8 protein-coding genes are annotated in these 12,270 nt (G+C 64.7%); 4 read left to right on the top strand and 4 right to left on the bottom strand.

Annotated elements, in window-relative coordinates:
• Positions 1 to 84 precede the first annotated feature (84 nt).
• From D6Z43_RS21315 to ompR, 3 genes are all read right to left on the bottom strand, one after another.
• Positions 85 to 3,870, bottom strand: coding sequence for an EAL domain-containing protein (locus D6Z43_RS21315; protein ID WP_120654038.1), 3,786 nt, complete (start codon positions 3,868 to 3,870; stop codon positions 85 to 87).
• 294 nt (positions 3,871 to 4,164) lie between these two features.
• Positions 4,165 to 5,478 carry an ATP-binding protein gene (locus D6Z43_RS21310; RefSeq protein ID WP_120654037.1) on the bottom strand — a complete coding sequence of 438 codons (1,314 nt, stop codon included), beginning with the start codon at positions 5,476 to 5,478 and terminating at the stop codon, positions 4,165 to 4,167.
• Positions 5,479 to 5,521: 43 nt separating this feature from the next.
• Positions 5,522 to 6,253, bottom strand: a complete 732-nt coding sequence (gene ompR, locus D6Z43_RS21305; RefSeq protein ID WP_120654036.1) for a two-component system response regulator OmpR — start codon at positions 6,251 to 6,253, stop codon at positions 5,522 to 5,524.
• Between the two features lie 221 nt (positions 6,254 to 6,474).
• Here ompR and D6Z43_RS21300 point away from each other — a divergent pair, with 221 nt between their 5' ends.
• The 3 genes from D6Z43_RS21300 to gshA all read left to right on the top strand — a co-directional run bounded on the left by D6Z43_RS21300 (position 6,475) and on the right by gshA (position 10,913).
• A complete protein-coding gene (locus tag D6Z43_RS21300; protein WP_120654035.1) occupies positions 6,475 to 8,790 on the top strand; it encodes a Tex family protein in 2,316 nt (771 codons plus the stop codon).
• Between the two features lie 2 nt (positions 8,791 to 8,792).
• Positions 8,793 to 9,176 carry a PaaI family thioesterase gene (locus D6Z43_RS21295; RefSeq protein WP_120654034.1) on the top strand — a complete coding sequence of 128 codons (384 nt, stop codon included), beginning with the start codon at positions 8,793 to 8,795 and terminating at the stop codon, positions 9,174 to 9,176.
• 150 nt (positions 9,177 to 9,326) lie between these two features.
• Positions 9,327 to 10,913: a glutamate--cysteine ligase gene (gene gshA, locus D6Z43_RS21290; protein ID WP_120654033.1), complete on the top strand. Its 1,587-nt coding sequence runs from the start codon at positions 9,327 to 9,329 to the stop codon at positions 10,911 to 10,913.
• 50 nt (positions 10,914 to 10,963) lie between these two features.
• On the opposite strand, the gene D6Z43_RS21285 is transcribed toward gshA, so the two are convergent.
• The gene (locus D6Z43_RS21285) at positions 10,964 to 11,362 is read right to left on the bottom strand and encodes a carboxymuconolactone decarboxylase family protein (protein ID WP_120654032.1); all 399 of its coding nucleotides are present in this window, start codon (positions 11,360 to 11,362) and stop codon (positions 10,964 to 10,966) included.
• An 82-nt stretch (positions 11,363 to 11,444) separates the two neighbouring features.
• Between D6Z43_RS21285 and D6Z43_RS21280 the strand changes: the two genes are divergently transcribed.
• Positions 11,445 to 12,251, top strand: coding sequence for a cyclase family protein (locus tag D6Z43_RS21280; RefSeq protein ID WP_120654031.1), 807 nt, complete (start codon positions 11,445 to 11,447; stop codon positions 12,249 to 12,251).
• Positions 12,252 to 12,270: the final 19 nt, after the last annotated feature.

Below are 12,270 nucleotides of genomic sequence, written 5' to 3'. Positions count from 1 at the left end.
TGCCACGCCGGAGTATCTGTCCCGTCAGGGTGAGCGCGAATTCATTCGCAATTGAAATCGCCCCCACAGAGAATCCGCGACTCCTTACAAGCTGCTTTCCATCAGCTGCTGCCCTTCCCGATCACGCATCCAGCTGCGGAAACCTTCCTCGTCCAGCGGCCGACTGAAGTGATAGCCCTGGCCGAGCTCGCAGCCACGCTGGCGCAGCATGGACAACTGCTCTTCCCCTTCGATGCCTTCGGCGATGCATTCCAGCCCGAGGTTGCGGCCAATGGCCAGGATGGTTTCCACCAGGGCCAGGTCGCTCGCGTCATTGGCCAGTCCATCGACAAAGCTGCGGTCGATCTTCAGCCGGTCGAGGGGCAGACGCTTGAGGTAGGCCAGGGATGAATAGCCCGTACCGAAATCGTCGATGGCGAAGCGCACGCCAAGGACCTTGAGTGCCTGCATGGCGGAAATGCACTGCTCCACTTCTTCCAGCAGGCTGCCTTCGGTGATTTCCAGCTCCAGCCGAGTGCCGGACACACCATGGCGCTTGAGCGCGCTATTGATGCGCTCGACGAAGCCCGGTTTGCGCAACTCGCGGGGACTGACGTTGATGGCCAGCACCAGCCACGGCATCTCTGCCTGCCAGTTGGCCAGGCATGAACAGGCTCGTTCGAGCATCCAGTCCGACAATTCGATGATCAGGCCGGTCTCTTCCGCCAGCGGGATGAACTGCGCCGGTGGCACCTCGCCACGCGTGGGATGGTGCCAGCGCATCAAGGCTTCGGCGCCCAGCACCCGGCCATCGGAGAGCGCCAGTTGCGGCTGGAACTCCAGGCTCAGCTGGCCCCGGTCGATGGCCTGGCGCAGCTCGCTTTGCAGTTGCAGGCGCTGGTCGATGGCGGCCTGCATTTCGGGGGCGAAGAAGTGCAGCGCGTTGCGCCCGGACTGTTTGGCCCGGTACATGGCGGTATCCGCCTGCTTGAGGACGTCTGCGGCGATCTGTTCAAGGAAGGGGTGCAGGGCGATACCAATACTGGCGCTGACCACCAGTTCGTGCTCACCGATCATGTAGCTGCCGTGCAGGCTTTGCAGCAGCTTGTCGCCCACTTCGGCGGCCAGCTTGCCGGCCTGCTCCGGGCTGTCGGCCAAGGCTTCCAGCAGCACCACAAACTCGTCACCGCCTAGGCGCGCCAGGGTGTCTTCATTGCGCAGGCAACCCGCCAGGCGTGAAGTGACTTCCCTCAGCAGGGCGTCGCCCACGGGGTGGCCGAGGCTGTCGTTGACCGTCTTGAAGTGGTCCAGGTCGATGAACAACAGCGCGCCGTAGCGGCCCTCGCGCTGCTCGCGGGCCATGGCGTGCTGCAGGCGATCAAGCAGCAGCCGCCGGTTGGGCAGACCGGTGAGTTCGTCGCTGTAGGCCAGGCGCTCGATCTCGCGTTGATAGCGCTGGCGTTCGGAGATATCGGTGATGCTCAGGCGAATCAGCGGCCGGCCTTCGCCGGGCAGACGCACCAGGCGGACCTCGCAGGGACGCACGCGACCGTTCACATCGCGCATCAGCCAGTCAAAGGTCGGTGTGTCACCCTTGAGCGCGGCACGGGTGTACGCATTGCCCAGTTCCCGCGACGAGCGTCCATCGGCCTGCAACTGCGGACTGAAACTGGTGGGCATCTGGCCGTTCAACTGCTCGCGGGACAGGCCGAACAGGCGCGCTGCGTTCTCGTTGGCTTCAACGATGCCCAGCTGTGGATCGAACACCAGGATGGCTTCCGGCGCGTGTTCCACCAAGGTCCGGTAGCGCGCCTCGGCCTCGTGGCGGGCACTGATGTCTTCCACCAGCGCCAGCAGGGCATAGAGCTGGCCGTCGAGATCGCGCACCCCACGCACATTGACCCGCGTGTGCACGGTACCGCCGGAGCCTCTCATGAAGCGCTTGTCCAACTCGTAGCCGTCGCGCTCACCTTTGCGCACGTCTTCCAGCAGTGCCTCTTCGGCGGCCCGATCCTCGGCCACCGTCATACTCATCCAGTCGACACCCCGCAATTGCTCACGGGAGCGGCCGAGAATGCTGCAGAGTTTGTAGTTGACTTCTTCCCAGCGCTGGTCCGGGGTACACAGTGCCATGCCGATCAGCGGCGCTTCGAAGAACAGGTGCAGGTGCTTGTCGCGCTCATGTTGCAGGCGCTCCGAGCGTTTCTGGGTGGTCAGGTCGAGCATGGCTCCGTAGATGCGGATCACCTGGTCGCCATCGTGTTCGGCCAGTCCCTTGATCCGCAGCCAGCGCGGTGTGCCACGGGCGCCCTGGATGCGCAACTCGACGTCGAAGGGTTCGGCACTGCGCAGGCACTGTTCCAGGGTGTCTTCCAACAGTGCCCGGCTGGCCGGGTCGAAGAAGCTGAGCATCTGACCGAGGCTGGGAGCGCCTGCAGCAGGGTCCAGTTCGTAGATCCGGAAACTGCCCTCGCTCCACGCCATTTTCAGGGTGGCGATTTCCAGCACCCAGCTGCCGATGTCGGCGATGGCTTCGGTCTGGTTCAGCAGGTGGGTCTGGCGCAGCAGTTCGTCGCGGCGGGTATCGAGCTCTTCGGAAATCATCTCGCGACTGCTGACGTCGTGCTGCAGGGCGACGAAATGACTGATGCCCAGGTCATCCCGCATGGGCGCGACGGTGATCTCGTTCCAGAACAGGCTGCCGTCCTTGCGGTAGTTGCGCAGCACCAGATGGCACTGCTCGCCACGTTGCAGCGCGTCCTGGAGACGTGGCAGCTCGGACTGGTTGCGGTCATGGTGGAGCAGGAAACGCCAATGGTTTCCCAGCGCCTCTTCCCGCGAATAGCCACTCATCTGTTCGAAGGCGGGGTTGCAGTAGATCAACGGCTGGTCAGGCTGGCGCGCGTCGACGATGGTCACTCCCAGGGGACTGGCCTGAAGCGCCAGGTTGGTCAGGGCCAGCTCCTTCTGCATCGCATCGCGCCGGCCGAGGGCCAGGCGCAGGTCGCTGAGGCTGCGTCCCACCAGCAGCGCCGACATCATCAGCAGCAGCACGCTGAAGTACAGCTCGACGCCCCACTGCGGATCGGCCAGGCCTGTCCCGCCATCCAGCTTCCGCAGCGCCGGCAGGGCAAGCACAGTCAGGGCGGTGAGTCCCGCTCCGCAGAGAGCACCGGGAAACCCCCAGACCAGCGCCAGGCCGAGCATCATCATGCCGATGGGCGGCAAGGTGAGGATCAGCGGCACCACCGTAATCAGCCACGGGATGAGCAACGCCAACGCCAACAACAGCGGCCATGGCGGCAGATGGTGCAGGGTTTCGGGCAGTGCTTCCACCGGCTCGGGCACCCAGCCGCGGCGGCTGAACAGCGGCGTCAGGTAAGTCAGCAGCGGCAGGCTCACGGCCAGGGTCGTCAGGCAGGCGCCAGGCCAGACCAACAGCGTGGCGTTGCCCCAGCTGTCGCGGGCAAGGTTGCCGCTCAGTATCAGGGCCAGTTGCTCGCCGTAGACCAGCAGGCTGACCGGCAGGAGCACGCCGTAGAGCATGAAGCGCAGCAGTTCAGGGAAGTCGCGCAGGTCCGCGTGGCATCCCGAGCGCCTGAGCGCCCACCAGCCGGCGGCCACGCTGAGGGTTTCCGGCAAGGCGTACAGCGGTGCCCAGTAGAAGTTCAGGTCCCACAACGGCACGCTGAGCAGTGCGTTGAGGTAAATGGCGGGCAGCACCCGCGCGCCCCACCAGAGGCAGAACACCAGGCCAAGCGCGAAGGGCAGATACCACACGGCGAGACCGCTGGACGCTTGAGTCAGCAGGGACACCCAGGTAGCCAGATGCAGCAGCGGCAGCGGCAACCACCAGGTCCATTGGGGAAGTCGGAACGGAGCAGCTTGCATACTGACCTCATGTCGGTGCGCAAGCTGAAGATAGCCCAGCGCCGGGCAAGCGTACGCCTAAAACATGGCCGCGTGGCATCACCGCCGATGGCAGGCAGGAATCCGGGGCCGAAGGGATTTCAGCGAGATAGTGGGCGCGGAACGCAGCGGAACGTCGCTCCGTACGAAAAGGAGCCGAGCGACGGTCAGACTAGGAAGGAATCGATGAGAAAGCGCAGTTGACGCCTGCCAATGAGCATTTCTCATCGATTCCTGACAACGCATGACCGAAGCGCAGGCCGTTTTCGTAAGAACCTAGACAGCGTCGCGGGGGAGCATTAGTCCCAGGGGCAGGCAGACGCGTGCTTCCAGGCCACCACCAGAGCGGTTGCGCAGTTCGACGCTGCCGCCGTGCTGCGCGGCGATGCGCTTGACGATGGCCAGGCCCAGGCCGGTGCCCTTGCCGCCACGGGCTCGGTCACCCCGGATGAAGGGGTTGAAGATGTCCTGCAGCTCAGCGGGATCGATGCCCTGACCGCGATCCAGCACACTCAGCACGACGTAGGGCGCGGCATTGTCACCCGCCACAAAAGCTGCAACTTCGACACCGTTACCGCCGTATCGCAGCGCATTCTCGATCAGATTCACCAACAGCCGCTTGATCGAAACCCGCCGCAACGGGAACGGCGGCAGTGGTTCCAGGCACAGGCGTACCTGCTCCTCCTGCTGGTTGTAGGGCGCCACCACCTCACTCACCAGCTCGCCAAGGTCCAGCTCTTCCACGCGCTCATCACGGCCGTCGCGGATAAAGGCGAGGAACTGGTCGAGGATGGCGTCCATGTCCTCGATGTCGCGGACCATGTCGTCGGTCAGCTCGGAGTCGTTGCTCATCAGCTCCAGCGACAGGCGCAGGCGCGTGAGCGGCGTGCGCAGGTCGTGGGAGACGCCGGCGAGCATCAGCTCGCGCTCGCGGGCACCGCGCTCGACGTCTTCAGCCATCTGGTTGAAGGCGCGATACACCTCGGCCATCTCGCTCGGCGTGTCGCTTACCGGCAGGCGCACACTGCGACCCTGGCCAACCTGGCGGGCGGCGAAGACGAGGCGCTTTAGCGGCGCGTTGAGCTGGCGCACGAAAATCCACGCGGCAGCGGTGGACAGCAGGCCGATGCCGAGGAACCAGCCGAGCACACTCCAGATACGCTGGCCACGCAGGGGGTGTGGATAAAGCGGGATGCGCACCCAGTCCGGCCCCAGCTCCGGCGCGTGGACCCAGAGCGCTGGCGGGCTTTGCGCACGCAGGCGCACTTCGGTACCCGGACCGAGCTCGGACTGCATCTGGCGCTGGAAGATTTCGCTGTAGGGCCAGTGCTGCTCGCTGGCCGGCACAGCGTCGCGGGTGACCCGCTTGAGGCCAGCTGCCTTGGCCAGGTCGTGACGCTCTTCTTCACTCGCCGCCCAGTAGGCGCGCAGGGTCAGCGCCGCACCGTGGCTGTACTGACGATCCACCAGCACGTCCTCGTTCATCATCAGGTAAACCAGGGTCAGCGCCTTGGAGAACAGGACGACGATGAGCACCAGCCAGAGGGTGCGTGAGAAGAAGCTCTGCGGGAACCAATAGGGGGCGCGCATCACCCCCCTGGGTTGCCCGGCGGCGGGAACCCCCGCCGCGCGTTCACTTGTTGCCATCGGGCACGAACACGTAGCCGACGCCCCAGACGGTCTGGATATAGCGCGGCTTGGAAGGGTCTGGCTCGATCAGCCGGCGCAGGCGGGAAATCTGCACGTCGATGGAGCGCTCCAGGGCGTCCCACTCGCGACCACGGGCTAGATTCATCAGCTTGTCGCGGGTCAGTGGCTCGCGGGCATGCTGGACCAGCGCCTTGAGTACGGCGAACTCACCGGTGGTGAGCATCTGCACGTCGTCGCCCTTCTTCAACTCGCGGGTAGCCAGGGACAGCTCGTACTCGCCGAAGCTGACGCTTTCGTCCTCGCTGGCCGGGGCACCCGGCACCTGCGGTGCCTGGCGACGCAGCACGGCCTTGATCCGCGCCAGCAACTCGCGGGGGTTGAACGGCTTGGCCAGATAGTCGTCGGCGCCCAGTTCCAGGCCCTGGATACGGCTGGTCTCGTCGCCCTTGGCGGTGAGCATGATGATCGGCACCTGATTGTTCGATGCGCGCAGCCGGCGGCAGGCCGACAGGCCATCCTCGCCGGGCAGCATCAGGTCGAGCACCACCAGATTGAAGAGTTCGCGAGCCAGCAGGCGATCCATCTGCTCGACGTTCTCCACGGCGCGCACGCGAAAGCCCTGCTCGTCGAGGAAACGCTCGAGAAGGCGCCGCAGACGGGCGTCGTCATCGACAATAAGGATCTTTTCGCCTTCAGCGGTCGGGTTGCTGCTCATGTTTTCTCCTGTTCGGCAAGCCGCACATTATCGCTTGCCAGCGGCTCGCGGCGGCTTGCCCATTGTTAGCAGATTTTTCCCCGAACGGTTTCCTACCCTTTGAAACTCGGTGTTTATAATGCGGCGCCTTTCATCACCGGCGAGCCCCTGGTTCGCCGGTCTGTCATTCTGCGGCAGCCTCCGTGGCCCGGCCCGGGCTGCCGCCCATGCAGGTGTTTTCAATGGACAGCATCAACAACCGCATCGCCGAAGAACTGGGCGTGCGCCCGCAACAGGTCGCCGCCGCAGTGGAACTGCTGGACGAAGGCTCGACCGTGCCTTTCATCGCTCGTTACCGGAAAGAAGTCACCGGCAGCCTCGACGACACCCAGTTGCGTAACCTGGAAGAACGCCTGCGCTACCTGCGCGAAATGGAAGACCGCCGCACCGCGATCCTCGCCAGCATCACCGAACAGGGCAAGCTGACCCCCGAGCTGGAACGCGAGATCAAGCTCGCAGACACCAAGACCCGCCTGGAAGACCTGTACCTTCCGTATAAGCAGAAACGCCGCACCAAGGGCCAGATCGCCCTGGAAGCCGGCCTAGGCGATCTGGCCGATGCGCTGTTCAACGACCCGACCCTGGCCCCGGAAGTCGAAGCCGAACGCTTCATCGACGCGGAGAAGGGCTTCGCCGACATCAAGGCCGTGCTCGAGGGCGCCAAGTACATCCTCATGGAGCGCTTCGCCGAAGACGCCACGCTGCTGGCCAACCTGCGCGGCTTCCTGAAGGACGGCGCCACCCTCAGCGCCCGCCTTGTCGCCGGCAAGGAACAGGAAGGCGCCAAGTTCAGCGACTACTTCGAGCATGACGAGAACCTCAAGGGCGTTCCCTCGCACCGCGCCCTGGCGATCTTCCGTGGCCGCAACGAGGGAGTGCTGAGCATCGCCCTGAAGGTCGGCGAAGAACTGCCCGGCACCATGCACCCTTGCGAGGTGATGATCGGCGAGCGCTTCGGCATCGCCAACCAGGGCCGCGCCGCTGACAAATGGCTGTCCGAAGTGGTGCGCTGGACCTGGAAGGTCAAGCTCTACACCCACCTGGAAACCGACCTGCTGGGCGAGCTGCGTGAAGCCGCCGAAAGCGAAGCCATCAACGTCTTCGCCCGCAACCTGCACGACCTGCTGCTGGCCGCTCCGGCCGGCCCGCGCGCCACCCTGGGTCTCGACCCGGGCCTGCGCACCGGTTGCAAAGTGGCGGTGGTCGACGTCACCGGCAAACTGCTGGATACCGCCACCGTCTATCCGCACGTGCCGCACAACAAGTGGGACGAAACCCTGGCCGTCCTCGGCAAGCTCTGCGCCAAGCACAGCGTCGACCTGATCGCCATCGGCAACGGCACCGCCAGCCGCGAAACCGACAAGCTGGCCATCGAGCTGATCAAGAAGTACCCGGCCCTGAAGATGACCAAGATCATGGTCAGCGAGGCCGGTGCTTCGGTGTACTCCGCGTCCGAGCTGGCGGCGAAGGAATTCCCCGACCTTGACGTCTCCCTGCGCGGCGCCGTGTCCATTGCCCGCCGCCTGCAGGACCCGCTGGCCGAACTGGTGAAGATCGACCCGAAATCCATCGGCGTCGGCCAGTACCAGCACGACGTGTCCCAGCTGCAGCTGGCGCGCAGCCTGGACGCCGTGGTGGAAGACTGCGTGAACGCCGTGGGCGTGGATGTGAATACCGCCTCCGCTGCCCTGCTGGCGCGCATCTCCGGCCTCAACGCCACCCTGGCGCAGAACATCGTCAGCTACCGTGACGCCAACGGCGCGTTCAAGACCCGCGACGAACTGAAGAAGGTCAGCCGTCTTGGCGAGAAGACCTTCGAGCAGGCCGCCGGCTTCCTCCGCGTGATGAATGGCGACAACCCGCTGGACGCTTCCGCCGTGCACCCGGAAACCTACCCGCTGGTGCAACGCATCGCGGAAGGCACCGGCCGTGACATCCGCTCGCTGCTCGGCGACTCCGGCTTCCTCAAGCGCCTGGACCCGGCGAAGTTCACCGACGAGACCTTCGGCCTGCCCACCGTCACCGACATCATCAAGGAACTGGACAAGCCCGGTCGCGACCCGCGTCCCGAGTTCAAGACCGCCGAGTTCCAGGAAGGCGTGGAAAGCCTCAAGGACCTCAAGCCCGGCATGATGCTGGAGGGCGTGGTGACCAACGTCACCAACTTCGGCGCCTTCGTCGACATCGGTGTCCACCAGGACGGCCTGGTACACATTTCCGCCCTGTCGGAGAAGTTCGTCAAAGACCCGTACGAGGTGGTCAAGGCCGGTGACATCGTCCGTGTGAAGGTCATGGAAGTGGACATCCCGCGTAACCGCGTGGGCCTGTCCATGCGCATGGGCGACACCCCTGGCGAGAAAGTCGAAGGCCCGCGCGGTGGCGGGCGCCAAGGCGGCCAGCCGCGCCAGCAGCAGAGCGCGCCGCGTAACAGCGCTCCGCCGGCTAGCGGCGCCATGGCCTCGCTGTTCGCCAACGCCAAGCAGATCAAGAAGAAGTGACGATGGACTTCACCGACCAGCAAACCACCAGCGCCTACAGCAAGTTGCTGGGCATCGAGCCGCTGAGCCTCGGCGATGGTGTCGCCGAGGCGCGCCTGCCCATGGACGAGCACCTGCGAAATCGCGGGCAAGTGATGCACGGCGGGGCGATTTTCTCCCTGCTGGACATCACCATGGGGCTGGCCTGCACCAGCACCCACGGCTTCGACCGGCGCAGCGCCACGCTCGAATGCAAGATCAACTACCTGCGCCCGGTGGCGGAGGGTGAGGTGATTTGCAAGGCACGGGTACTGCACGCTGGCAAGCGCACCCTGGTGGTGGAGGCCGATGTGATGCAGGGCGACAAGCTGGTCGCCAAGGGACAAGGCACCTTCGCTCAGCTGTAACAGCGGGGCAGTGGCAAAGCTCTATTCTGGACGAAGCGACAACGCGACCCGCCGGCTGGAAAAGTATTTCGGCCGGCGGCGAAGTCCGACTCTTGTAGACAGCTTGGTCCACCCCCATATTGGGGCGACCGACGCGTGAAGGATTCCAAATTGAGCGATCTTCTTTCCCGCCGCCTGGCCTTGCTCGGCGAGCGCGCCAACCTGCCCCTGCTCACCCGCTGCCTGCATGGCATCGAGCGCGAGTGTCTGCGGGTCGATGGCAATGGCCAACTGGCGCTGACGCCGCACTCCCCCGCGCTGGGCTCGGCCCTGACCCATGCGCAGATCACCACGGACTATTCCGAATCCCTGCTGGAGTTCATCACTCCGGCCGAGGCCGATCCGGCGCAGACCCTGGCTGACCTGGAGAAGGTCCATCGATTCACCGCCGGCAAGCTCGGCGATGAACTGCTCTGGAGCCCGTCCATGCCTTGCCGGCTGCCGTCGGAAGAAGATATTCCGATCGCCCGCTACGGCACCTCGCCCATCGGCCGCCTGAAGTACGTCTACCGCAAAGGTCTGGCCGTGCGTTATGGCAAGACGATGCAGTGCATTGCCGGCATCCACTACAACTACTCCCTGCCCGAGGCGCTCTGGCCGCTGCTCAAGCAGGCCGAAGGTGATCCGCAAAGCGACCGCGACTACCAGTCGGCGCGCTACATCGCGATGATCCGAAACTTCCGCCGCTACAGCTGGCTGCTGATGTATCTGTTCGGCGCCGCGCCGGCCCTGGACAAAAGCTTCCTGCGCGGCCGCCCGCACGATCTCGACAGCCTCGACGCGGATACGCTCTTCCTGCCGTACGCCACCAGCCTGCGTATGAGCGACCTGGGCTACCAGAACAATGCCCAGGCCGGCCTCACGCCTTGCTACAACAGCCTCGACAGCTACCTGTCGAGCCTGCGCCAGGCAGTCTCCACGCCCTACCCGCCCTATGCCGAAATCGGCACCAAGCAGGATGGCGAATGGGTACAGCTGAATACCAACGTGATCCAGATCGAGAACGAGTACTACTCGTCGATCCGCCCCAAGCGCGTCACCTACACCGGCGAGCGCCCGATCCAGGCGCTGATGGCCCGTGGTGTGCAATACGTGGAAGTGCGTTGCCTCGACATCAACCCGTTCCTGCCGCTGGGCATCGACCTCACCGAAGCCCGTTTCCTCGACGCCTTCCTGCTGTTCTGCGCCCTGCAGGACAGCCCGCCGATGGCCGGAGAGGAATGCCGCAGCGCCACCGACAACTTCCAGCGAGTGGTCAAGGAAGGGCGCCGTCCGGGTCTGACGCTGCAACGCCACGGCCATGCCGTCGGCCTCACGGAGTGGGCCGGGGATCTGCTCGACCGCATCGCTCATACCGCTGAACTGTTGGACCGCGCGCTGGACACCGAGGATCACTCCACAGCCCTGGCCACCCAGCGCGCCAAGGTCGCCGATCCCGAGCTCACCCCTTCGGCCCGGGTACTGGCGGAACTTCGCAGCAACGGCGAAAGCTTCAGCCAGTTCGCCCTGCGTCATAGCCGCCAGCACGCCGACTACTTCCGCAGCCAGCCTCTGAGCGCCGAGGACCAGGCCCGATTCGAGGCCCTGGCCCGTGAATCGCTGGATGAACAGGCACGCCTGGAAGCCGAACCGGAAGTGGACTTCGACACCTTCGTCGCCGCCTACCAGGCGAGCATCCTGGGCTTGATCAGCAACTGATCAGCGTCTCCGGCATGGACCTTCGCGGTTCCATGCCGGAGCGTTCCGCCTCACTCCTCGAACGCAGCGTCCAGCGGCACCCGGTAGCCCACTGCCAGCCGGTTGGTCTCATTGGCCATGCCGATTACCGCCATCAGCTCGCCCAGCATCGCCTCCGTCATCCCGGCCTTGCGCGCCGCTGCCGTGTGCGAGCCTATGCAGTAGCCGCAATTGTTGGTCACGCTCACGGCGATATAGATCAGCTCCTTGGTCAGGGGATCGAGGGCACCGTCGGGTGCCATCACCTCCTTCAGACTCTCCCAGGTGCGGCGCAGGGTTTCCGGGTGCCGCGCCAATGCCTTCCAGAAGTTGTTCACCCGGTCCACCTTGCGGGTGGCCATGATGTCCTCGAACACGGCGCGGACTTCCGGACCGGCATTTTCATATTCGATCAAGTGCTTGGACGACACCGCTGGACTCCCCTCACGTTATGGGCCAGACCAGTATAGGCAGCCACCCATACCGGCTCGCCGCCACCAAGGAGAAGGTCAAATGTCGAAGCGCTTTCCGGGCCGCCTGGCCCTCGCCCTACCAGTGTTGCTGCCGCTGCTTGCCCAGGCTGCACAGCCGGGCCTCTGGGATACCTACGCCACGCTCAAATCCAGGACCTGGGTCGACCTGACCCACGCTTACGACGAGCAGGTGCCGCATTGGAAGGGCTTCGAGAATGCCCAGCGCAAGACGCTCTATACGGTCGACAAGGACGGTTTCCAGGTGGACCTCTACACGCATGTCGGCCAGTGGGGTACCCACGTCGACCCACCGGTGCATTTCCACAAGGGCTTGCGCAGCGTCGACCAGATCGATGTGAAAGAGCAACTGCTGCCCCTGGTCGTTCTGGATGTCCACGAGAAGGTGGCGAAGAATCCCGACTACGTGCTCACGCTGGCCGATGTGAAGGACTGGGAAGCCAGGCATGGCGCGGTACCGGAAGGATCGTTCGTGGCCATGCGCACCGACTGGTCCAGGCGCTGGCCGAGCCAGGAGAAGATCCAGAACGCCGATGCCCAAGGCGTGGCCCACTATCCGGGATGGAGCAAGGAGGCGCTGGTCTACCTGTACGAAACCCGCAAAATCACAGCGTCCGGCCATGAAACCACCGACACCGATCCGGGCCTGGCGACCAGCAAGGACGACTATTCACTGGAGTCCTACATCCTAGGAAGGGATCACTACCAGATCGAGCTGCTGGCCAACCTCGACCAGGTACCTGAGGCAGGCGCCCTGGTCGTGGTCAGCTTCCCTAAGATTGCCCGCGGCAGCGGATTCCCGGCACGGGTATTCGCCATCCTGCCCTGAGTCGGCTTGCCGCGCCCCG

The sequence above is a fragment of the Pseudomonas sp. DY-1 genome, from assembly GCF_003626975.1.
GTDB lineage: Bacteria > Pseudomonadota > Gammaproteobacteria > Pseudomonadales > Pseudomonadaceae > Metapseudomonas.
This window is presented reverse-complemented; position numbering and strand designations above follow the sequence as displayed.

Bases quoted from the DNA above. Each gene is read 5' to 3' on its own strand.
- D6Z43_RS21280 (WP_120654031.1), top strand. From the start codon at position 11,445: ATGTCGAAGCGCTTTCCGGGCCGCCTGGCCCTCGCCCTACCAGTGTTG.
- D6Z43_RS21310 (WP_120654037.1), bottom strand. From the start codon at position 5,478: ATGCGCGCCCCCTATTGGTTCCCGCAGAGCTTCTTCTCACGCACCCTC.
- D6Z43_RS21315 (WP_120654038.1), bottom strand. From the start codon at position 3,870: ATGCAAGCTGCTCCGTTCCGACTTCCCCAATGGACCTGGTGGTTGCCG.
- D6Z43_RS21295 (WP_120654034.1), top strand. From the start codon at position 8,793: ATGGACTTCACCGACCAGCAAACCACCAGCGCCTACAGCAAGTTGCTG.
- ompR (WP_120654036.1), bottom strand. From the start codon at position 6,253: ATGAGCAGCAACCCGACCGCTGAAGGCGAAAAGATCCTTATTGTCGAT.
- D6Z43_RS21300 (WP_120654035.1), top strand. From the start codon at position 6,475: ATGGACAGCATCAACAACCGCATCGCCGAAGAACTGGGCGTGCGCCCG.